The 22,357-nt window shown below is 43.1% G+C and carries 23 protein-coding genes; 16 read left to right on the top strand and 7 right to left on the bottom strand.

All coding sequences use genetic code 11. The features are described 5' to 3' along the window. Positions 1 to 262 precede the first annotated feature (262 nt). From abc-f (HUX68_RS15335) to HUX68_RS15345, 3 genes are all read left to right on the top strand, one after another. On the top strand, positions 263 to 2,044 hold the full coding sequence (gene abc-f / locus HUX68_RS15335) for a ribosomal protection-like ABC-F family protein (RefSeq protein ID WP_174615629.1): 1,782 nt from the start codon (positions 263 to 265) through the stop codon (positions 2,042 to 2,044). Positions 2,045 to 2,088: 44 nt separating this feature from the next. Beyond that, positions 2,089 to 2,955 (top strand): fructosamine kinase family protein, encoded by an 867-nt coding sequence (locus tag HUX68_RS15340; protein ID WP_174615630.1) that lies wholly within the window; start codon positions 2,089 to 2,091, stop codon positions 2,953 to 2,955. A 110-nt stretch (positions 2,956 to 3,065) separates the two neighbouring features. Further along, positions 3,066 to 3,521, top strand: coding sequence for a DUF2269 family protein (locus HUX68_RS15345; protein WP_174615631.1), 456 nt, complete (start codon positions 3,066 to 3,068; stop codon positions 3,519 to 3,521). Between the two features lie 39 nt (positions 3,522 to 3,560). Here HUX68_RS15345 and HUX68_RS15350 read toward each other — a convergent pair whose 3' ends face one another. The 3 genes from HUX68_RS15350 to HUX68_RS15360 are packed head-to-tail and all read right to left on the bottom strand — an operon-like array spanning position 3,561 to position 7,132. Then, positions 3,561 to 5,459, bottom strand: a complete 1,899-nt coding sequence (locus tag HUX68_RS15350; RefSeq protein ID WP_174615632.1) for a PTS fructose transporter subunit IIABC — start codon at positions 5,457 to 5,459, stop codon at positions 3,561 to 3,563. A 15-nt stretch (positions 5,460 to 5,474) separates the two neighbouring features. After that, positions 5,475 to 6,383, bottom strand: coding sequence for a 1-phosphofructokinase (gene pfkB / locus HUX68_RS15355; RefSeq protein WP_174615633.1), 909 nt, complete (start codon positions 6,381 to 6,383; stop codon positions 5,475 to 5,477). Next, a complete protein-coding gene (locus tag HUX68_RS15360; protein WP_174615634.1) occupies positions 6,380 to 7,132 on the bottom strand; it encodes a DeoR/GlpR family DNA-binding transcription regulator in 753 nt (250 codons plus the stop codon). Before HUX68_RS15360 ends, pfkB begins: the two co-directional genes overlap by 4 nt. Before the next feature lie 164 nt (positions 7,133 to 7,296). Between HUX68_RS15360 and HUX68_RS15365 the strand changes: the two genes are divergently transcribed. Continuing rightward, the gene (locus HUX68_RS15365) at positions 7,297 to 7,827 is read left to right on the top strand and encodes an HD domain-containing protein (RefSeq protein ID WP_174615635.1); all 531 of its coding nucleotides are present in this window, start codon (positions 7,297 to 7,299) and stop codon (positions 7,825 to 7,827) included. A 44-nt stretch (positions 7,828 to 7,871) separates the two neighbouring features. Here the strand turns inward: HUX68_RS15365 and HUX68_RS15370 are convergent, their stop codons facing one another. Continuing rightward, positions 7,872 to 8,885: a D-alanyl-D-alanine carboxypeptidase family protein gene (locus tag HUX68_RS15370; RefSeq protein ID WP_174615636.1), complete on the bottom strand. Its 1,014-nt coding sequence runs from the start codon at positions 8,883 to 8,885 to the stop codon at positions 7,872 to 7,874. Between the two features lie 188 nt (positions 8,886 to 9,073). Here HUX68_RS15370 and HUX68_RS15375 point away from each other — a divergent pair, with 188 nt between their 5' ends. The 3 genes from HUX68_RS15375 (at position 9,074) to HUX68_RS15385 (ending at position 11,136) form a co-directional block, all read left to right on the top strand. After that, positions 9,074 to 9,916, top strand: a complete 843-nt coding sequence (locus HUX68_RS15375; RefSeq protein WP_174615637.1) for a sulfurtransferase — start codon at positions 9,074 to 9,076, stop codon at positions 9,914 to 9,916. 3 nt (positions 9,917 to 9,919) lie between these two features. Continuing rightward, complete coding sequence (locus HUX68_RS15380; protein WP_174615638.1) at positions 9,920 to 10,486, top strand: DNA-3-methyladenine glycosylase I; 567 nt, start codon at positions 9,920 to 9,922, stop codon at positions 10,484 to 10,486. 134 nt (positions 10,487 to 10,620) lie between these two features. Beyond that, positions 10,621 to 11,136, top strand: a complete 516-nt coding sequence (locus HUX68_RS15385; RefSeq protein WP_174615639.1) for a hypothetical protein — start codon at positions 10,621 to 10,623, stop codon at positions 11,134 to 11,136. Positions 11,137 to 11,189: 53 nt separating this feature from the next. Here the strand turns inward: HUX68_RS15385 and HUX68_RS15390 are convergent, their stop codons facing one another. Next, positions 11,190 to 12,614 (bottom strand): amidase family protein, encoded by a 1,425-nt coding sequence (locus HUX68_RS15390; protein WP_174615640.1) that lies wholly within the window; start codon positions 12,612 to 12,614, stop codon positions 11,190 to 11,192. A gap of 238 nt (positions 12,615 to 12,852) precedes the next feature. Between HUX68_RS15390 and HUX68_RS19460 the strand changes: the two genes are divergently transcribed. From HUX68_RS19460 to rsgA, 5 genes are all read left to right on the top strand, one after another. Further along, positions 12,853 to 12,969, top strand: coding sequence for an RAxF-45 family protein (locus HUX68_RS19460; protein WP_281355758.1), 117 nt, complete (start codon positions 12,853 to 12,855; stop codon positions 12,967 to 12,969). Positions 12,970 to 13,097: 128 nt separating this feature from the next. Further along, positions 13,098 to 14,723: a ribosomal protection-like ABC-F family protein gene (gene abc-f, locus HUX68_RS15395; RefSeq protein WP_174615641.1), complete on the top strand. Its 1,626-nt coding sequence runs from the start codon at positions 13,098 to 13,100 to the stop codon at positions 14,721 to 14,723. Between the two features lie 59 nt (positions 14,724 to 14,782). Further along, entirely contained in the window at positions 14,783 to 15,139 is a 357-nt protein-coding gene (locus HUX68_RS15400; RefSeq protein WP_174615642.1) for a hypothetical protein, read from the top strand. After that, entirely contained in the window at positions 15,127 to 15,951 is an 825-nt protein-coding gene (locus HUX68_RS15405) for an aldo/keto reductase (protein WP_174615643.1), read from the top strand. The genes HUX68_RS15400 and HUX68_RS15405 overlap by 13 nt, the downstream gene beginning before the upstream one ends. Positions 15,952 to 16,234: 283 nt before the next feature. Further along, complete coding sequence (gene rsgA, locus HUX68_RS15410; RefSeq protein ID WP_246206698.1) at positions 16,235 to 17,299, top strand: ribosome small subunit-dependent GTPase A; 1,065 nt, start codon at positions 16,235 to 16,237, stop codon at positions 17,297 to 17,299. Positions 17,300 to 17,554: 255 nt separating this feature from the next. Here the strand turns inward: rsgA and HUX68_RS15415 are convergent, their stop codons facing one another. Both HUX68_RS15415 and HUX68_RS15420 read right to left on the bottom strand, forming a co-directional pair. Next, positions 17,555 to 18,103, bottom strand: a complete 549-nt coding sequence (locus tag HUX68_RS15415; RefSeq protein ID WP_174615644.1) for an HD domain-containing protein — start codon at positions 18,101 to 18,103, stop codon at positions 17,555 to 17,557. Then, positions 18,100 to 18,708 (bottom strand): TetR/AcrR family transcriptional regulator, encoded by a 609-nt coding sequence (locus tag HUX68_RS15420; RefSeq protein WP_174615645.1) that lies wholly within the window; start codon positions 18,706 to 18,708, stop codon positions 18,100 to 18,102. The genes HUX68_RS15415 and HUX68_RS15420 overlap by 4 nt, the downstream gene beginning before the upstream one ends. An 88-nt stretch (positions 18,709 to 18,796) precedes the next feature. Between HUX68_RS15420 and HUX68_RS15425 the strand changes: the two genes are divergently transcribed. The 4 genes from HUX68_RS15425 to HUX68_RS15440 all read left to right on the top strand — a co-directional run bounded on the left by HUX68_RS15425 (position 18,797) and on the right by HUX68_RS15440 (position 22,317). Next, a complete protein-coding gene (locus HUX68_RS15425) occupies positions 18,797 to 19,333 on the top strand; it encodes a 2TM domain-containing protein (RefSeq protein WP_174615646.1) in 537 nt (178 codons plus the stop codon). Between the two features lie 82 nt (positions 19,334 to 19,415). Beyond that, a complete protein-coding gene (fni, locus tag HUX68_RS15430; RefSeq protein ID WP_174615647.1) occupies positions 19,416 to 20,468 on the top strand; it encodes a type 2 isopentenyl-diphosphate Delta-isomerase in 1,053 nt (350 codons plus the stop codon). 196 nt (positions 20,469 to 20,664) lie between these two features. Next, entirely contained in the window at positions 20,665 to 21,513 is an 849-nt protein-coding gene (locus tag HUX68_RS15435) for an MBL fold metallo-hydrolase (RefSeq protein ID WP_174615648.1), read from the top strand. A gap of 78 nt (positions 21,514 to 21,591) precedes the next feature. Next, a complete protein-coding gene (locus HUX68_RS15440; protein ID WP_174615649.1) occupies positions 21,592 to 22,317 on the top strand; it encodes a DsbA family oxidoreductase in 726 nt (241 codons plus the stop codon). The last annotated feature ends 40 nt before the right edge of the window (positions 22,318 to 22,357 follow it).

Below are 22,357 nucleotides of genomic sequence, written 5' to 3' on the forward strand. Positions count from 1 at the left end.
CCGACAATGAAGTAAGCTGCGTATTTCCAAAAAAGTTTGAATCAACTCAAACGAATGTTTCTGCCCGCAGAAAACAATGGGGATACGTATGCTTATACCGGATAGTCTTTTTGGGAGGCGGGGAAGTATAAAACTTTCTTGCCTGCACAAATGTAACTAGGTTGTCACCAAAAGGCTTGGTGACAATATTTTACGGATTGGTATATCCATATGTCCATGTTGATTGTTCTCAGGCAGAGACTGATTTCATGGGGGTATGGATATGTTTATTTTTAAGGCAAATAAGCTCAGTAAAGATTGGAACGGTGTAACCCTTTTTAAAAATGTTAATCTTGAATTGAAGAAGGGTGAACATGTAGCACTTTTCGGGCAAAATGGTGTCGGAAAAACAACATTGCTCAACGGACTGCTTGGGAAAACACAATTTGATGCAGGGTCTGTCCAGCAGTTTGTCCCTGTTGACGAGTGGGCCATACTGGAGCAGGAATTGGTAATCAAATCAGAAATTACCGTGATGGATTTTGTCCAGAGTGCTTCCCGGGAGCGATATCAATTAAAAAAAGAACTGAATCATTTGCAGATGCAATCTGATTTTGACATGGAAAGATACAGCGAAGTTTATAATCAATTTTTGACACTGGATGGCTATCAGTTGGATCAGGAAACAGAAGCAGCACTTCAACAAGTGAATTTGGATCAGTCGGTGTGGAATAGCACATATAACCAATTGAGCGGCGGGCAAAAAACACGTGCACAGTTAGCAAGGCTGGTATTGCAACAGCCGGAATGCATTGTGATGGATGAACCGACAAATCATCTGGATAAGGAAACGATAGAGTGGCTGGAATCATGGCTTGCCAAATACTCTGGCGCAGCTCTGTATGTGTCGCATGACCGGCAGTTTCTGGACCGGACAGCGGATGCAATTTATGATTTGAGTGCCGATGGATGCAAGCGATATGAAGGCGGTTATACCGCATACCGTGAGCAAAAGGAATTGGAATGGAAGACACAGGAAACCCAGTACCGAAAACAGGAGCAGCAGCGGAAGGAATTATTACAGACGATCCAAAATTATCAAAAATGGTTTCATCAGGCACATAAAGCGGCGGGACAGGACGATTTTGCCCGGTCCAAGGCAAAGAAAAATGTGTCCAGATTCAGGGCGAAGGAAAAAGAGTTGGAGCGGCTGGATCAAAACAAAGTGGAAAAACCGGAACCGGATAAGAGGATAAACTTCCAACTTGATGATGCTCAATTTTCGGCGAAGCGGCTGTTGTATGTAGAAGATTTGTCGTTTTCCTATGAAAAGGAAATGCCGTTATTTTCCGCGTTAAACTTCTCTGTGAATCGCGGTGATCGTGTCGGTGTTATTGGCCCGAATGGATCGGGAAAATCAACGCTGCTTCAATTGATGACCAGTCGTTTGGCACCTGACACAGGTTTCACAAAACGGAATCCGCACACGAAAATCGGCTACTTTGCCCAGGAACTTGATAACCTGGATGATGATATGACGATTCTGGACAGTATGTTAGCGCTGCCCGATATGACGCAAACGGAAGCACGGACAATCCTTGGCTGTTTTTTATTTTCCAGGGAAAACGTGTTCAAAAAAATTGCTTCCTTGAGCATGGGGGAAAAGTGCCGCGTTGCGTTTATCCGCTTGTATTTCAGTGATGCAAATTTGCTTGTACTCGACGAACCAACGAACTTTTTGGATGTAGATACCAGAGAAATTATCGAAGAAGTGCTTGTATCATACGATGGAGCACTGATTGTCGTTTCACACGATCGATACCTGATCCGGAAAGTCGCCAACAGGATTATTGATCTCGGGGCGAAACAATTGGTGATCTACGATGGTGCTTATGATGAGTATGAAGCTCATGTCCACAATCCAGATACGGTTTCACCAAAAGTTCGTGAGCTCCAGTTGCGTTTGACACAACTGATGGGTGCAGAAGCTGATTCAGATGAAGAGCAGGAACGAATTTTAAACGAAATCCGGCTGATTCATCAAACGCTTGATGAATTGACATAATTTCCCGATAATGGAGGGTAAAACGATGTACTCGGAGGTGTATGATGAATACGGTTATTGAAACAGCACTATATGAGGCGGGCGATGATACAAAAGCCTTAACAGTAAAACAATCGCATGGCGGCTCCATCAATGAAAGTTATTTTATAGAGACGGAGCAGCAGAAATATTTCATTAAATTTCATCCGGACGCACCGGAGCGATTTTTTGAGCTGGAAGCAAAAGGACTGAAGCGAATCGGGGAAACAAATTCCATTTCCGTGCCGGATGTTTTGGCGTATTCCGATAAAAAAGGAAGTGCCTATCTAGTGTTGGAATGGGTGGAAGGCTCAAAAACAGCGCAAACCGAAAGCATGCTGGGAGACCGGATTGCACAAATGCATCAGACAACCGGCGAACAGCACGGTTTTTCGGATGATACATTCATTGGATTACTCCCCCAGCCGAATGGGTTGTTCGACAGCTGGGTGGAATATTACCGTGACCGCCGGCTGGCCGCGCAGTTGAAGCAGGGAATCAATCAAAAGAGCATCACGGGTAAGCGGCGAGACCGGCTGGAAAAACTGATTAATGATCTGGACAAGTGGATTCCGGACGATGTTGCCCCGTCCTATCTGCATGGTGATTTATGGGGTGGTAACTGGTTGGTTGGTGCCGGCGGAACACCGTATGTGATTGATCCGTCATTTCTTTATGGGGACCGTCATTTCGAGCTGGCGTTTACCGAGCTTTTTGGCGGGTATTCCGCTGATTTTTATCATGCCTATAAAGAGCGCTTTCCGCTGATGGCTGACTATGAGGACGTAAAACCGTTATATCAGTTGTATTACTTGCTTGTTCATCTGAATATTTTCGGTGAGATGTATGGCGGAGCAGTTGATTCAGTCCTAAAACAGTATGTCGGGAGATAGTTTTTGACACATTTTTGTTACATTTGGAGAGGTCGGAGTGTAGTTTGTCACACCTCACATCGCCAGAAATGATGTATGATAGGATTGGATATAGCTTGCTGGGGGTAATAATGGTGACATTCTATGATCTGCTTGTTTTTGTACATGTTTTTTCAGCTATATTAGGACTTGGACCAGGATTTGTGATGATTTATATTGTAACAAAAGCAGCCAACTTAACCGAATTGAAGCATGCCTACATCATCCGGAGCAGGCTGCACATCTTTGTCATGGTTGGCGGAACATTGCTCTTGATTACCGGTATATGGATGGGTTTGCTGCACACCTATTTGTTCCAGCAAGGATGGTATGTGACAAGTCTTGTGCTGTATTTGATTGCGCTCGGATTCGGCCCGTCTGTACTGTCGCCCAGATCCAAGCCAGTAAAAGCTTTGTTGAAGAAATCAACAGGGGATGAAATACCGCCCGAATATTTCGTTCTCTCCAAAAAGCTGTTTTTCTATGAGCGAATTGAAAATACACTGTTTTTAATAGTGATTGCATTGATGATATTGAAGCCATTTTAATAAAAACGGGAGCACTTTCCAGAAGCGCTCCCATTTTCTTTATGCGGTAACTTTCTTTTTTAACATGCCCGCCATGATGGCAGTTATGGCAGCACCGATGATAATCGATGCAAGATAAAGCAACGCTTTGCCAAACCCGCCGTCAACAAGACCGATGACAAAAATACCGCCATGGGGTGCACGCAGGCCAATGTCAAACAGCATAGTCAGACCACCTGCAACCGCCGCTCCGACCATCGTTGACGGAATTACCCGTGCAGGGTCGGCAGCTGCGAATGGAATAACGCCTTCTGTAACGAAGCAAATGCCGAGCGGATATGCAGTCTTCCCGGCTTCCCGCTCTTCTTTGGAATAACGATTCTTAAACAATGTAGTCGAAATTGCCATTCCAAGCGGCGGAACCATACCACCTGCCATTATTGCAGCGATGAACGCATAGTTTCCTGCATCCAGCATGGCGAGGCCGAACGTATATGCAGCTTTGTTAACTGGTCCACCCATATCAAAAGCCATCATCGCGCCTAAAATGATTCCGACAATAATCTGGTTCGTGCCGCCCATACTTTCCAGGAACTCGGATATACCGGTGTAAATTTGTGTCAGTGGCGGATTGATTACCATCATGATCAATCCTGTGATAGCAATGCTGAATAATGGATAAAACAATACCGGCTTTAATCCTTCTAGTGCATCCGGGAGTCCGGAAAAGATTTTTTTAATCAGGACAGTCAAATAACCTGCCAGAAACCCTGCAATAAGTCCGCCAAGAAAGCCTGATCCACCGGTTGCACCTTCCGCACCCGAAACGGTTACAGCGATTAAGCCGCCGACCATACCTGGTGCAAAGCCCGGCCGGTCAGCGATACTGGATGCGATGAAACCTGCCAGAACAGGAACCATCAGGAAGAAGGCTTTTCCACCGCCGATTGTATTGAGCATAGCGGCAAGTTCATTGTATTGGGAACTGTTCGGGTCAGCTGATTTAATACCCCATAAAAAAGAAAGCGCGATTAAAATACCGCCGCCGACAACAAACGGTAGCATGTTGGAAACACCATTCATTAGATGTTTGTAAAACCCGCTTCGTCCTTCCTTCTCAGAAGATTTTTCACTAGCTGATGCTTCATGTTCATATATCGGCGCATTTTCATTAACCGCGCGATTTAGCAAATCTTCCGCTTCATGAATTGCTTTTCCGACACCGGTTTCAATGACAGGTTTACCGTGAAAGCGGGACATTTCAACTTTTGTATCTGCTGCTACAATAATTGTGTCCGCTTCTTCAATATCCTTATCGGTCAACCTGTTTTTAACACCACCGGAACCATTTGTTTCCACCTTGATGGAAATTCCCATATCGTTGGCGGTTTCCGATAGTTTTTCGGCTGCCATGTACGTGTGCGCGATACCGGTTGGACAGGCTGTCACCGCAAGAATTCTCTGATCTGACCCGGCAGATTCTTCTTCTGTTGGCCCATCGACCTCGTTTTCCTTGTCATTAACTGCCTGCAGCACCTCTTCTTCAGACGTGGCATCGAGCACTTTTTGCCGGAAGTTTTCATCCATCAGGAATGTTGATAAGCGGGAAAGCGCCTCCAGGTGGTCATTGTTGGCACCTTCACTTGCCGCTATCATGAAAAATAAATGGGCAGGTTGTCCATCCAGCGATACAAAATCAACGCCGGGTTTGGAACGTCCGAACGCAATGGCTGGTGTTTTAACCGCAGCTGACTTGGCGTGCGGAATGGCGATTCCTTCCCCGATACCGGTCGTGCTCTGTTCTTCCCGCTCCATTATGCCGTCTTTGAAAGCCTGCTTGTCTGCCAATTTGCCGGCATCATCAAGCTGATCCGCTAATTCGTCAAGCACTCCCTGTTTAGAATCGGCATGCAGGTCAAGAATGATCGTTTGTTTGCTTAACAGTTCCGTTATCTTCATTATGTCACATCCTTTTTAAAGTTGATTAATACTAACTTTCGAAACAAGTGACGCTACATTTTCTTTGCTGCATAAATCCGTCTGGAAAGCAGTTGCACTCCCAGCAGCAACACCGTATCGAAATGCTTCTTCGGGATTTTTATTTTGTAAATACGATGCAATAAAGCCTGATACTAATGAATCTCCTGCTCCGACTGTATTTACTGCTTTTCCAGCGGGTGGCGTAGCATCCCATTTTTTATTTCCCGAAACAAGAAGGGCACCTTCCTTACCCATGGAAACGATAACATGTTCAACATCGCCGGCAAGCTGTGAGGCATATTTAAATGCTTGTTTTTTGTTCGTGATCTTGGTATCAAATATCTGGCCAAGTTCATCCTGGTTCGGTTTCATCAGAAAAGGTTTGGCCGGAATTAGATTCTTAAGTGCCGGACCCGATGTATCCAGCACGAAACGAATGCCCTGTTTGGAACAGTTTTCCGCAATTTGATAGTAAAAAGCGGTTTGAATTGAATTCGGCAAACTCCCTGCAAGTACGAACCAATCACCTTCGCGCAATGTATTGATTTTTTCCAGTAATAAGGCTTGCTGTTCCGGTGCTATAGTTGGTCCCGGTCCATTTAATTCAGTTTCTTTGCCGGATTTTATTTTGACATTAATCCGCGTAACTTCGTTTGTATCGATAAAGTCTGTTTCAATTCCTTCCCGTTGTAAAAAGTCGGCTATATAATCGCCGGTGAATCCGCCGGTGAATCCAAGTGCTGTACTTCGGATATTCAGCCGCTGCAGAACTCGCGAAACATTGATTCCTTTACCGCCCGGATAATAATAAACGTCATTTGTACGGTTAAGCGTGCCGGGATTAAAATCGGAAAGATATGTCGTGTAATCAATGGATGGAGTAAATGTACATGTGTAAATCAAGTGGACACCTCCGTGACGTCTGTTCGTTCAGCCAATAGCTGCAGTTCATTTTCTTCCAAGTTGCTGGTAACAAGTGCTGCATCGGGCAGGTTGCAAATCTTTGCGAAACTAATCTGATTGTATTTTGCACGATCCGCCAGTACATAAGTTTCTTTTGCCAGTGTGGAAGCGGTGTATTTAACGTGTGCCTCTTCCGGATCAGGTGTTGTGTAGCCATATGAAATATGATACCCATTCACACCTAAAAAACATTTATCAAACCGGTAATGTTCCAGTGACTGAATAGCCTGTGGTCCGATTAATGCGCTTGTTTTGGGTTTAATCAGGCCCCCGGTTAAATATGCCTGGATGTCGTTTTCGATGAATGTATCCAAATGTGTTAACCCGTTCGTAACAACGGCAACATCTTTATCCAGTAAAAAAGGGATAAGCTGCAATGTGGTTGTGCCCGCATCAAGAAAAATACAGTCACCATCATTCACGAATGACGCTGCATGTTTGGCTATTGCACGTTTTTCATGAATGTTTTTGGCTGATTTTTCAGTAATGCTGTATTCTTTTCGTTTTCGTTCCGTTAATGTTGCACCACCATGAATCCGTGTCAGTTCGCCTTTATTCTCAAGCGCTGATAAATCCCGTCTGATGGTTGACTCGGATGCATTTGTTTTATCGATAATGTCCTGCAGTGTAATTGTTTGTTTATCCTGCAATAAGTTCAGGATTGTATTATGCCTTTCTGTAGTTAGCATGTTATCACCTTATTTTTTTAGTATAAATATAGTTTAACGGAAACGTTTGCAAAAATCAATCATAATCAATCAAAATAATTCATTTTCAATCATAATCATTTATCATGTTTAACTAACTTATAATCGGGTATTAAGGATTGGAAATACGGAGAGGAGGATGCTTCATGCGTAATGTGACATTGGAGGAAATTTTCACACACCCGGTTACACAGAAACACTTGGGAAGGTCCGGAGTCGCCCATGCCATTGCCGTGGCGGAATATGCTTATATGTTTGCCAAACGGTATCAAGCAGATCCTGATCTTGCAACAAAAGCTGCACTGCTGCACGATGTGGGCCATTACAATTGGTATCGTAACGGCGAATGGGATTACGAACTATACGAGGAAAATGATATTCATGCCATTAAAGGGGCGAGCCGTGCGCATAAACTGCTGATTCGAATTGGTGAGGACCCGGAAGCAGCAAAAGAAATTGCGATTGCCATTTTACTGCATACCGATTCCTATTTGCCTACAGGTGAGTTGAAATTAAAACCGCTGCAAAAAGCAGTAGCGCTGGCAGATGAAACGGATGAGGAAACCGGCGGCAATCATCATTATAAAACAGTTTCCAATCACGTAGCCCTGGAGCGGATTCGTGCGCTTGACGCTCGGATAGACAGTGAAGGAAAGCCAATTCATAAAATTGGATAATCACTGCATTAAAAAAGCGCACATTTTTATGCGCGCTCCCCAGTTTATTTCTTCCCTAAAAATTCTTCTAATGTTATGCCTTTGTTCATGATTTCAGTAGCGGCTTTTTCCCCTACATAACGGAGGTGCCATGGTTCGTATTGATATTTTGTGATATTTTCTTTACCTTTCGGGTAGCGAATGATAAAGCCATATTCCGCTGCGTGTTCTTTCAGCCATTCTCCTTCATCGGTTTTTCCAAAATCAGTATTTAAATGGAATCCGACATCGGGACTTGTAACATCCATTGTCAATCCTGTCTGATGCTCACTTTCGCCTGGACGGGCACTAACATCATTGGCTTCTTCCTCCCCGTATGCCTCTACATTGGAAGCAAAGATGGCGTCCTGCCGTTCATAGGATCGGTATCCTGACTGTGCAAACAGTTCAAGCCCTGCTTGGTTGTTTGCAGCATGAAACAATTTTTCCAGAGCATTCGCTGCAACTTTCCGCATTTGTTTTTTTTCATGAAATCCGTCAAACGGAAAATTCACATCAGGCACGACCAGGTTTTTCGGTTTAAAGCCATCCGGAAGAGAATGTTGTTTGTTTACAAGCACAAGAACTTCATGCGGATTACTTGCAACTTTTTCATTTTGATCAGGCTTATCCAAAGCGGATCCGGGTGTCAGTTTTTTATTTGAATCGAGCGTTTTTTGTAATTTCTTTTTCGTCGCTTTGTTGTAGATTCCGGTAATCGGCATGTTTTCCTGCTGCATTTGAAAGTCTGTAACTGCCCAGGTAGTCATCTCATCGAACTTGCTGGTAATCGAAACCTGGTAGCCGATTTTATTCAATACTTGCTGCAATGCCTTCACATTTTCACCCTGATCCGTTTTCTGCAAAACAGGTACAGGCAGTGTTGCTTTGACCTGTTCGGGTGTCTCGCTTTTATTGGCGGTATTTTTTTCACTATTTGGTGCCTGATTGCTTGTTTGAGTGCCATCATTTGAACACGCAACCGTTAAAAGCATCACAGCAACTAGTGCCGAGGCTATTGGCAAAACCTTTTTCAACATTATTTTCTCTCCCTGTTTTTCTATATCTTTACATATCATAACACTAGGATAAATTCACCGTCCATGTCATTTACAATAATAATTTTTGTGTGAATATTCCATGATTTGCGGTAGACTGGAATCAGGAACTCTTGGAAAATTAACTAAAATGAATAAGTTTTTGAGTGAAATGAAGGAGGCTAACGGTTATGACAGAAATTGTAAGTGTTGAATGGCTTGCGGAGCGAATGAAGGAAAATTCGCGGGACACCGTGATTGTCGATGTCCGTTTTCAACTGACCGATGATGAGGCAGGCAGAAAGGAATACTTGGCCGGACATATTCCAACCGCGGTATATTTGGACTTGGATAAGGACTTGTCTGGTAAAGCGGCGAAACATGGCGGTAATCATCCATTGCCGGATATGGAAACCTTTACGGCAAAAATCAGCCATATCGGTATTGACAATGATACGACAGTGGTCGTCTATGGAAAAGACAACGACATGTTTGCCGGCCGACTATGGTGGCTGCTTCAATACGTAGGGCTTGAAAAGGTATATTTGCTTGAAGGGGGTTACGATGAGTGGGTCAGAAAGGGTTATGATATCTCCACTGATATTCCCAGATTGGAAGCAGCGACGTTTAACCCAGCCATTCAGGAGAATGAAGCGGTTGACATTGAATATGTTAAAGAAAAGCTTGATGATAAGTCTGCAATCTTAATAGATTCACGCGGGAAAGACAGATATCTGGGGAAAACAGAACCGCTTTATGCGAAGGCAGGTCATATTCCGGGTGCTAAAAACTACTTTTGGAAAAAAGTTTTGGATGACGAAGGGAAATGGAAGAACGAAGCCGATTTGAAAGAACATTTTAATGATCTCCCTCATGATAAAGAGATAATTGTTTCCTGCGGGTCAGGTGTGTCTGCAACGCCAAATGTGCTGGCATTAAAAGCGGCGGGATTTGAAAATGTGAAACTGTATCCGGGCAGCTTCAGTGACTGGATTTCCTATGAGGAAAATGAAGTAGAGAAAAAGGAAGAGTGACAGATGGACAAAAATCGTTGTCAATGGGTATCCGATGAGCAAATTTATATTGATTATCATGATTATGAGTGGGGAAAACCGTCACATGATGATCAGCAATTATTTGAAATGCTCCTGCTGGAAGGTGCGCAAGCTGGATTAAGCTGGATTACAATTTTGAAGCGTCGGGAAAATTATCGGAAAGCATTTGATCATTTCGATCCGGTCAAAATCAGTCAGTATGATGATCGGAAACGAGAGGAATTGCTGCAGGATGAAAGAATCATTCGAAATAAGCTTAAAGTGAATGCTTTTATAAATAATGCAAGGCAGTTCCTGAAAGTTCAGGAGGAGTTCGGCAGTTTTGATCGCTACGTCTGGCAATTTGTTGGCGGTGAGCCGGTTTTGAATGATTGGGAACAGCATGAGGATGTACCCGATTATACCGAGGAATCGAAACAGATGAGCAAGGACTTAAAAAAACGAGGATTCAAATTTGTCGGCCCAACGATTTGCTATGCATTTATGCAGTCGACGGGTATGGTGAATGATCATACGAAAGATTGTTTTCTTTATCATGGTAGCATATGATAAGACTGCTGTTTTCAGTTGATGAGCCCCCCTCTAGCTATTTTTTCAGCGGGTTGGGGCCCACCCTCTTGAAATCCCTCTTCATACTCTAGTACAATACCAAATTGTGCGCGTTTTTTGATGGAGGGAAGGGTATGAACAGTATTTTCTTGGAACAGGAAGAAACGAGAAGTAAAGATGAATTGAAACAGGAACTAGATTCGCTGGAAATTCAAATGTTTCGGATGAAGGAAAATATAAATAAGATTGCAAAATATGCTGAAGTGATTAGCATTGATCAAACCAAAGAAAATGATTGGGTTGTTATCTATGCTTATAAGGAAGGATCTACCTGTCAACTGATGCTGCATAACTGTGCAAGGCCATATCGCGGCAAATGGAATTCTGCTATCCAGGCGGAATTCAAGGGTGACGGCAATCTGCACATCGCTGATATAAAAGGCGAGGAAAATCAAGGGTATGGTTCCATTCTAATAAAGCATTTGAAGGATGTTGCCAGGGATGACAATTTTCAATATATTACAGGCGACATTGTAAAGCGGGATTTCGATCATGTTGAACGATTAAAACATTTTTACAGCAAGCACAATTTTGATGTGAAAATTGACCACGAGGAACAGTATGGTGAAATTATTTGGAATGATTTGTGAGGAAAGCTGACTCTGTTTAACCGAGAAACAGCCTTCCTTTTTTTATGGTCAAGTTAATCTAGTTTTGGTATTTGTCTATGCTTTGTTGCTTGTTCATAAGCATACGCCAACTCAATCAGTTTCGATTCAGAAAAAGCTTTCCCTGAAAATGTTATGCCGACCGGTTTTCCTTCTGAAGTGAAGCCTGCTGGAACAGTGATCGATGGGTAGCCTGCCTTTGCGGCAATTTCTGCACCATAATTATTGGCAAAAATTAAAGCGTCCAATAGATGCTCATCCATTACCTTATCGATCCCTTGGTTCTGAGACATTTTTATATCATTTAATCGGGAGTTGATATACTCCGCCTCCACAAGTCGTCCACTTTTTTCATTTGATTGTTTGAGAACAGATTGTCCGTATTGCAAAGCTTCTTCTTTATGAACTTCATTAAATTGGATAACTTCCTCTAACGAATGGACCGGGACATTGGCCGATAAATCTTTTAAGTACGCATTTACGCCACTTTTAAATTCATGAAGCATTACATTAAAATCATCTATATCAGCCCGTAGTGTTATTGGGTCAATTATTTTAGCCCCCAAGTTTTCTATATCTCTTAAAGCCGCGTTAATGATACTGAGTTCCTCTTCATCTAAGCCTTCAAGGTAATCACGTGAAATGCCAAGTGTTGTGTTCTGCAATCCATTTTTATTTAAAAATAGAGAATAATCCAGCTCTTGCTGATTAATGGTAGTAGCCGGATCCTCCCTATCGGTAACGGCAAGTATACTCAACATAACTGCAGTATCTTCCACAGTCCGTGTCATTGGTCCAGCTGTATCCTGACTGTTCGAAATTGGAATAATCCCGGTGCGACTCATTAATCCAACGGTTGGTTTTATGCCAACAAGCGAGTTGCTGCTGGCGGGACTGAGAATCGATCCGCTTGTTTCCGTGCCAATTGCCCCCGCAGCAAAGTTTGCAGCAATAGCTGCGCCTGATCCTGCACTTGAGCCACCGACGTCAAGTTTCCCAGGACCATATGGATTCATCACTTGTCCACCTAATGAACTGTACCCATTAGGCATTCCTTCCGTCATGAAGTTGGCCCATTCAGTCAGATTGGTCTTTCCTAGAATAACAGCTCCAGCCTCGCGAAGTATTTTGACAATAAAAGCATCATCATCTGCAAAATTATTTTCAAGTGCAACGGACCCCGCAGTTGTATGCATTTTGTCACCCGTGTTGATATTGTCTTTTATTAAAATTGGAATGCCGTGCAGCGGCCCGCGTACACCTTTTTCTGCCCGTTCTGTATCGAGTGCTTCGGCAATATGCATTGCTTCCGGATTGATTTCCGAAACGGCATTAATTTCGTTGTTTAATAACGCAATTTCTTCCAGATAAAGCGTGGTTAGTTTTTTTGCTGTTAGATTACCAGTGCTCATCCCAAGTTGCATTTCGGAAATGGTTGCTTCGGTTATTGTGATTGACATGGGGTTCCTCCTTCTGGAGTTTATTTTATAAGTGCAATTATAGCAGAATAGTTGAGTTAATAAATTAGCCCTTATACCCGGGGAGTGAACATTCCGGGAAAAGTTCGGGTTTAAGAATATCGCATATAGACGTAAAACCTAAAAGATAGATAACATTTGATAATTGATCAAACTTGGTCCGTTGACTTTTTTTGATAATTTGAATAAACTATTTATAAATCGAAAGGAGGTGGGTTAGATGAATTTTACTGGAAGCGGCATATCAAAATTCACGGAATACTTGTGGATTTGCTATGCGCTTTTTTCCGATGTTTCTTTCCAGGGGATACGTATGCCCTTTTTGAAGACAACTTAACGGAAAAATACCAGTAAGAGACATCTGCCCACAAACGGATTTTTTATATTAAAGACGGCGGAGAAGTGTTCTCTGTCGTCTTTTTTACGTTGAAGTGGAATTGTCTCTTCTAAACGGAGGAAGAGAAAATGATTTTATGCGGTTTACGGAATGTAACGCAGGTTATTGGTGCAAATACGATTTTTGAAGATATAGCGACTGAAATAAAGCAGGGGGACCGAATTGGTCTGATCGGCAGAAATGGGGAAGGTAAGACAACATTGCTGGACTTGATTGCCCGGAAAACGCAACCGGTGTCGGGCCGGATTACGTGGAAAAAAGATTCGACAGTAGGGCTGCTGGAACAGACACCTGATACCGATGACGATAAACGGATGGAAGCAATACTTTATGAGGTATTCGCCTCCGTTGAAAAATTAAAAAAGAGGATGACGGGGCTGGAGCTGGCCATGGCCGAAGAGACAGACCCTGATAAATTAACAAAGCACATTGAAAAATATGGTGCTTTACTGGAAAAATTTCAGCAGGATGGCGGATATGAAGTCGATTCAAAAGTCAGAAGAATCATGAGCGGATTGAATATAGAACATTTGGCAGAAATGGAATGGCATCAGCTTAGTGGCGGTGAACGGACGAAAGTTGGTTTAGCACGATTATTGTTGCAATCACCTGACTTGTTGTTGCTGGATGAACCAACCAATCATCTGGATTTGGGAGCTGTTGAATGGCTGACAGAATTTATCAATCTATATCGGGGAACGGTAGTAATCGTTTCGCATGATCGTTATTTTTTGGATGAAACCGTAACATCTATTTTAGAGATGGATCAGGGTGAACTGATAACTTATCATACGAATTATTCCGGTTTTGTCAAAGAAAGGGAAGAGCGTCTGCTGCGTGAATTTCAGCAGTATGAAGATCAGCAGAAGAAGATTAAAAAGATGAAAGATACGATTAAACGACTGAAAGAGTGGGCTAACCAAGCGAACCCGCCAAATGCAGGACTTCACCGGCGTGCAAAAAGTATGGAAAAAGCGTTGGCGCGAATGGAAGTGAAGAAAAAGCCGGTTTTGGAACAAAAGAAAATGGATTTGGATTTTCAGATGAACAAACGGAGCGGGAAAGATGTTGTGACGATGGAAGATGTCTGTAAGTCATACGGTGACAAACAATTATTGGCGGATGTTGACATGCTTGTCCGGTTTCGGGAGAGAATTGCCGTTATCGGTGAAAATGGTAGCGGTAAATCGACTATCCTGAAAATGATGTTAGGAACAGAAACAGCAACACAAGGTGAAATCCGTCTTGGAAGTAATATATCGGCAGGTTTCTTGTCACAGCACATGATTGAGATCGACGGTGAACAATCGATCCTTGATGAATTCCGTGATCAGGTTCATGTGACAGAAGGAATTGCGAGGGGCATATTAGCAAGGTTTATGTTTTACGGGAAGACCGTTTTTCAAAAAGTAAAGAATTTAAGCGGAGGTGAAAAGATGCGGTTGCGTCTGGCGCAGCTGGTCCACCAGAACCATAACCTGCTGATTTTAGATGAGCCGACGAACCATCTGGATATCGAGTCGAAGGAAGTTTTGGAAGACGCTTTGGAACAATTTAACGGGACGATTATCGCAGTCTCACATGATCGTTATTTTTTGGATAAAATTTTCCAGGTAACGTATTGGCTGGAGGATGGTAGTCTTAAGAAATTCGAAGGGAACTATTCGTTTGCGCGGGAAAAGCGGGATAGCTAGTGCTTAGTTCATAAAGGGGCGTGTTTTTTAATGAATATTGATAAGGTGCATTAAAAACAATGCCAAAACCGGATATCAGACCATTGAAAGAGAATCCGAAGAAGAGGGCTGTTGGTGATGCAAGAACATGTTATTCCCATATTGCGGGGGAATTGGGCGTAAAGCTTGCTGATTTCATGGTAGACGAAGGTTTTATGATAAAAGGGGAAAAGAAGTTTTACGTAATCGATAAAGGGGAAAATTTTCTCCGTGACTTGGGAATAAATATCCCCAAAAAAGAAGGCAGCAAGAAATGTCTGGAAAACAAAACTTTGCCATCGATATTTAGTGAATGTATGATTTTTTACATGAATAATAGTTGTGATAAACTTGACAACGCACTACACAGAAAGGAAGCGATCAGATGGATTACGTAACATTAAATAATGGTCTGAAGATGCCGCAACTCGGATTTGGTGTGTGGCAGGTTCCGGACGAGGAGGCAACACCAGCCGTAGCGAAAGCACTGGAAGTTGGTTATCGTTCAATTGATACCGCAAAAGTATATGAAAATGAAAATGGTGTGCGACGGGCACTTGAAAAAAGTGATATTTCGCGAGAGGACTTGTTTATTACGACTAAGGTTTGGAATGCAGATCAAGGCTATGAAAATACGTTAAAAGCATTTGATAAAAGCCTTGAGCGTTTAGGACTGGATTATGTGGATATGTATTTGATTCACTGGCCGACACCTGAGTTTGATGATTATGTTGAGACATATAAAGCAATGGAAAAACTGTATAAAGATGGTCGCGTGAAAGCGATTGGAGTCTGCAACTTCAACATTGACCATTTGCAGCGCCTGCTGGATGAATGTGACGTTGTACCTGCAGTCAATCAGGTCGAATGTCATCCGTACCTGCAGCAAAAAGAAATGAAAGATTTTTGCAGGAAGCATAATATTTATGTAGAATCCTGGAGCCCGCTGATGAGTGGCGGCGATGTTTTAAGCAATGATGTTGTGAAAGGTATCGCAGATAAGTACCACAAAACCATCGCACAGGTTGTTCTTCGTTGGCATTTGCAGTCCGATTCGATTGTCATTCCAAAATCCGTTACACCATCAAGGATTGAGGAAAACTTTGATGTGTTCGATTTTGAACTGAGTGAAGATGACATGAATAAGATTGCTCAACTGGAGCGAAATCATCGCAATGGTCCTGAACCAAACCAAATGAATCATAGGTGATATGTGAATCGGACGCAGTGTAAATGCTGCGTCCGATTTTTTATGGAAATACAGTCTTTCCAGTGAAAATATTAACTTTCAACGTCGGACAGACGCAAACACCAATTGCATTTTTTCAGAAAAAACGTATACTAATAGATATTCAGGTTCATCCATTTTGAAAGGAGTGGTGTTTTATGGCAATTGTGAATCGAATCCTAATCAAAAACACAAACAGCAAAATGGAGGAACGGTCGGTATAAAGCAAGGCTCTTCCTCCGAAAATCAGGGAGGAATTTATAAATTGAATAGTCTGGAAAAAATCGGATGGAATCGTTCTGTCCAGAATGTTTATGATGAAAATGTTGTACGGGTGATGGCAATTCAAAAAAACAGTTATCATGTTTCAGATGGTGAACTGGAATTTGCCGCCCACCTGAGTGGCAAATTTTTAAACCAGGTGATGAATTCGCTTGATCTTCCAGCTGTAGGTGATTGGCTTCACGTTCACAAACTGGAAGGTGAACAAAAGGCTGTTATACAGGAACTCTTGCCTAGGAAAAGCCAGTTTGTCAGACAAGCGGCTGGTCCGAAAACGGAGGCGCAAATTGTTGCTGCCAATATGGATACAGTTTTTATCGTCAATTCATTAAATCATGATTTGAATGTGCGGCGAATTGAGCGGTATCTGTTGGCTGCCTATGAAAGCGATGCTTCACCGGCAATTGTTTTGACTAAGAAAGATGAGTGTTCTGCCGATGAAGTGGAGGCTGCCATTGCGCAGGTGGAAGAGGTGGCAATTGGTGTGCCGATTGTTGCTATCAGCAATGTAACACGCGATGGCATAGATGAATTGCTGGAATATTTGCCTGCAGGACGAACGGCAGCATTGCTTGGTTCATCAGGTGTGGGCAAATCAACTCTGGTCAATACATTGCTCGATGAAGCGGTGCAGGAAACAAAAGATATCCGCGAGGCAGACAGCAAGGGGCGGCATACGACTACACACCGGGAAATGTTTATACTGCCAAACGGTGCGATGCTGATTGATACACCGGGAATGCGTGAACTGCAGCTTTGGGATGGAGAATCGTCCATGGAAACCGCATTCGGTGATGTGGAAGCATTTGAAAAAGAATGTAAGTTCAATGATTGTCAGCACGATATGGAGCCTGGCTGCAGGGTGCGGGAGGCTTTGGAGAGTGGCGAGTTGTCGGAAGAGCGATTTCAAAGTTATCTGAAGCTGCAGCGTGAATTGGCGTTCGAACGGCGAAAGCAGGATCAGCGTGCATATTTGGAAGAGAAAAACAGATGGAAAAAATTGAAGAAGCAACGGCATGCCGGTTATAAGTTTCGGAACAAAAGATAATGATGAACGTCTCCCTTGCAGGTGAGGATTGCGGCAGGGAGGCGTTTTCTCATTTTAAATAAATGCCCGTTTTCAAGTCATCATATATGCTCGCTTTTGAAATCCACCTTTAGAGCAGCTTCCCATTAATATATCCGCGATCCTTGGGGTGATATCCACGATTTTTACCAGGATATCCGCGGTTTCAGCGCAGATATCCGCGATTTCAGCCAACATATCCGCGGTTTTCCAATTTCAGTCGCTCAAGCATGAAAATCAACCTTCCCCTCCAAACATCCGCTTCACCACATCGGCAAATTCATAAAAATAAGCTGGTACTTCATCATCGTCCAAGCCGACAGCCATATTCGCTGCCACAGATCCGTTGTACCATTTCTGTTCATCAAAGCCGGCATTAAACTTGTTCCACAGTGCGTCACCCTGGAGTTGATACTCTTGTTCCATGGAGAGCAGATTATCAAGCTTATCAGCGACAATCAAATATTTCACTTCTTTTTCAGCATATTTAACTGTATCGATTGTATGCTGCTTCCGTTCCTGCCAGGATTTTGATTTGTCCTCAGTATGAGCGGCCACAAGACGGGTGATACTTGGCCCGAATTCCGTTTCAATGTCTTCCATTTCATAAGGAGTATCTTCCACGACATCATGTAAGTATCCGGCACAGACCAGTTCCTCACTGTAACCCGCTGACTCCAATCGTTCAGCTACCCGGATTGGGTGGGTTATATAGGGTGCATCTGAACTTTTTCGTTTTTGACCTGCATGTGCTTTTTCAGCAAAAGCTCTTGCCCGCTGTTTCATGCGTGTTCCTCCTTGTCAATGCATAGTAATTTCAAATGGCTTTGAAGCAAGTTCATCATGTTTTCAACGGGGTATTCATCCGGGTGCAAAAGGGCATGCAGGGCAATCCCGTCAATAAGTGCATGCAATTTTCGGGTTTCCATTTCTTTATTTATATCCGCTTTGGCAAATCCTAATTGGATTATTCCGTCGATAACCTGGTGAATTGCCTGCTTCATTTCCAAATATACGTCTCTGCTTAATGCGTGAAGTTTTTTGTCAATCAGTGTTCGTGATGAAAAGACAAGCCACACCTCCATTTCAATTCGCTGTTCGTCATCGATTGGCAAAAACTCACACAGCAATTCAAGCATTGCATCCAACGGCGGACCTGTGTAATGTTTGCCCACCGCCCGTTCCCTGACACGATCGGAGACAAGTTTCATGGAAAAAGCGAGCATTTCCGACTGGGTTGAAAAATAATGCCGGAGTGCTCCGGCTGATAAATCCGCTTCCTTGGCTACTTCCCTGACCGTTGCTTTCTCCAGACCATCCCGTATAATCACATTCCAGGTTGCTTCAGCAATTAATATTTTTCGCTTCGTATGATCAACTTTTTTTGGCATAGGATTATTATAACACACTTGTATTATCAAACTAAATTATGGTACGATGTTTTTAGCACATACGTATTAAAAAAGGGGGGGCGGGATTATGATAGGCTGGCTGATTGTTGCCTGTGAGATAGGGTTTTGGATTTTTGTTCTATCAGGGTTAGTTGCCAGATATGTTTTTAAAAATGATAAATTAGGATATTTCCTGTTCGTATGTACTCCAATCGTGGATTTAATTCTTCTGATTGTAACCGTTATTGATCTGCGGAATGGATCAACGGCTACTACTGTTCATGGCATTGCGGCAATTTATATCGGGGTCAGTGTTGGCTATGGTCATCAAATGATTAACTGGGCGGATCGGCAATTCTCATATTTATTTGGCGGTGTTGAAAGACCACCTAAAAATAAAAAATTCGGCAGGGAGCTGGCCAGATATGAACGCAAAGGCTGGTACCACCATTTTTTAGCCTGGTGCATCGGAAGTGCGATTCTGGGAGCAATCATTTTTTACATTAACAATCCGTCACAGACAGAGGCTTTATTTAATACATTCCGGCTCTGGTCGCTCGTTCTCGGCATTGACTTTGTTATCAGCTTCAGCTATACCATCTTTCCAAAAAAAGAAAAAGTGTGATTCCTGTCCAAATAATTGGTATGATAATAGTAACGACTTTAATAATAATTCAGTTTCAAATATACAGTTAGGATGTGTAATGATGGAGGAAGGTATCAACAAGCGTAAGACAGAACATATTCGCCATTGTTTAACAGATAATGTGGAGGGTGTTAATAAGTCAACCGGGCTCGAGGGCATCTCCTTTATACATAATGCATTGCCGGAAATAAACTTTAATGATATTGATTTGGAGACAAGTTTTCTCGGTAAGGTAATTAATGCGCCATTTCTGGTCAGTTCCATGACTGGCGGTTCGGAACTTGCCGAGAAAATAAACCAGAATCTGGCGGTTGCCGCTGAAGAAAAGGGTTGGGCAATTGGTCTTGGGTCCACAAGGGCACTGCTTGAAAGCGATGCGCATAAAGACTCCTTTTTGATACGAAGGCAGGCGCCAACCGTCCCGTTGATTGCGAATATCGGTGCGGTACAGCTGAATTACGGTTATGGTGCCGCTGAATGCCAGCGTATTGTTGATTTGACCGGAGCGGACTCCATCGTGTTGCATTTTAATCCGCTGCAGGAAGCCGTTCAGGACGGAGGCGACTTGAACTTTGAAAATCTGCTTCCTAACATTGAAAAGGTGTGCAAGGAATTGACGGTTCCGGTTGGTGCAAAAGAAGTGGGTTTTGGCATTGATGGCACCGTAGCTAAAAAATTGTATGATGCAGGTGTTTCCTATATAGATGTGGCAGGAGCCGGTGGTACTTCCTGGAGCCAGGTTGAAAAATTACGATCACAGGATCCATTGAAAAAAGCGGCAGCTGAGGCGTTTAACAACTGGGGAATTCCGACGAAGGACTGTATTGTCTCGGTCAAAAGCGCGCTTGGCGATGTTCCGCTCGTTTCCAGCGGCGGGATGAAAACCGGTATGGACGCAGCAAAGGCACTTACGATTGGATCAGATCTGGTCGGTTTTGCCAGAACACTTTTGAAGGCCGCAACTGAGTCAGATCGTGCAGTTGTCGAAACGATGGATCAAATTGAACTGGAACTGAAAATGACGATGTTTGGAATCGGAGCACGGACTATTGACGAATTGAAAAATACGAAGCGCGTAACCATCATGGGCAAATCATTGCTTGAAAAAGAATAATAAAAAGTGGACTGCTTGCCTTTAATCGGTAGGCAGTTTTTTATTTGCAGCAAATGAAGCGTGCGAACTCCGGCCACACCATGCAAACCATCCTCAATCTCGCTAGAACTCCCATCGTGTCCGCTATGAAGTTAAAAACAGCAATGCATGATAATGCTCCTTTCACCGGATACTAAAGAAAAAGGAGGTATTATCAATGGATGAAGAACTGCATGAGAGTGAGGATCAACGGATAATTCCGATGACTTCCATTACGAGCAGGTCCGGTGAGGAAGTGGTAAATGACGTATATTTCTATACGGATCAAATTGTGAATATAGCTTTCATCGGTTTTCCGAAAAGAGGTAACTGGGTCCTTGTTGATGCCGGTCTGCCCAATGCTGCGGCTGAAATCAAGGTGGCGGCAGCAAAACGCTTTGGTGAAAACAGTAAACCATCTGCAATTATATTGACTCACGGACATTTTGATCATGTCGGCGGACTGATTGACCTCATTAAAGAATGGGACGTCCCGGTATATGCACATAAATTGGAACTGCCCTACTTAACAGGTGAAAAAAGTTATCCTGAGCCTGATGCCACAGTTGAGGGCGGGCTTTTGGCCAAGGTTTCGGGAGTGTATCCGAATGAACCGATCAATGTCGGGGAGGCGATCAAAGCTTTGCCAGACGATAACAGTGTACCAGGATTGGATGGCTGGAAATGGATTCATACACCAGGACATTCTCCGGGGCATGTGTCGTTTTACCGGGAAGATGACGCCACATTGATTTCAGGTGATGCGTTCATTACGGTCAGGCAGGATTCCCTTTATAATGTATTGATGCAAACCTCAGAAGTAAATGGGCCGCCAAGATACTTGACGACAGATTGGCAGGCAGCAAAAAATTCCGTGGAAAAGCTGGCTCACTTAAAGATCGATATAGTGATTCCCGGGCATGGGTACGTGATGGAAGGAGACGAACTTCGAACTGGATTGGATAAACTTGCAGCAGAGTTTGATCAGCTTGCGGTTCCGGATTATGGACGTTATGTAGACCATTAAGACTAGCGGATTTAAGCACAACATTTCATGAAAAAGCAGCACTCGTGCTACAATGATGTGAGAAATGAGGTGTTTTCCATGAAAATAGAAGTTTGGTCCGATTTTGTATGTCCTTTTTGTTATATCGGCAAACGCAGACTGGAAAAGGCATTAAATGATTTCACACATAAAGATGACGTAAGTATTGAATATAAAAGTTATGAGCTGGATCCGAACGCAAAGATTGACCCTGGTTTAAGTATTCATGAACTGTTAGCTTCAAAATATGGAATGAGCGTGGAACAAGCAAAGAATTCAAATGAATCGCTCGGACAACAGGCCGCCGAACTGGGTCTAACATATAATTTTGATACAATGCGCCATACGAATACCTTTGATGCACACCGGCTTGCCAAGTTTGCCGATGAACAAGGTAAAGGAAAAGAAATGACAGAAAGATTGTTAAAAGCTTATTTCACAGATTCTGAGCTTATCAGCGATCATCAGACGCTGATAAAACTGGCTGGAGGGATGGGCTTGGATACTGAAAAAGTCACCGAAATGCTGAAACTTGACGATTATGCCCTTCATGTACGTGCTGATGAAGAACAGGCTAGACAAATCGGTGTTCAAGGTGTACCTTTTTTTGTATTTAATGAGAAGTATGCTGTTTCCGGCGCACAGCCGCCGGAAGCCTTTTCGGAAGCTCTCGAAAAGGTATGGCAGGAAGAGCAAGAGCAGCCTGTACTGCAATCACTGAATCCAAAAAAGTCAAAAACGACGTACTGCACGGATGAGGGCTGTGTCACAGAAGAAGACGAATGATGGACGTTAAAAATTAAATCAGCTGTTTAAAAAACTAACC

This window comes from Virgibacillus ihumii, assembly GCF_902726655.1.
Lineage (GTDB): Bacteria > Bacillota > Bacilli > Bacillales > Amphibacillaceae > Lentibacillus > Lentibacillus ihumii.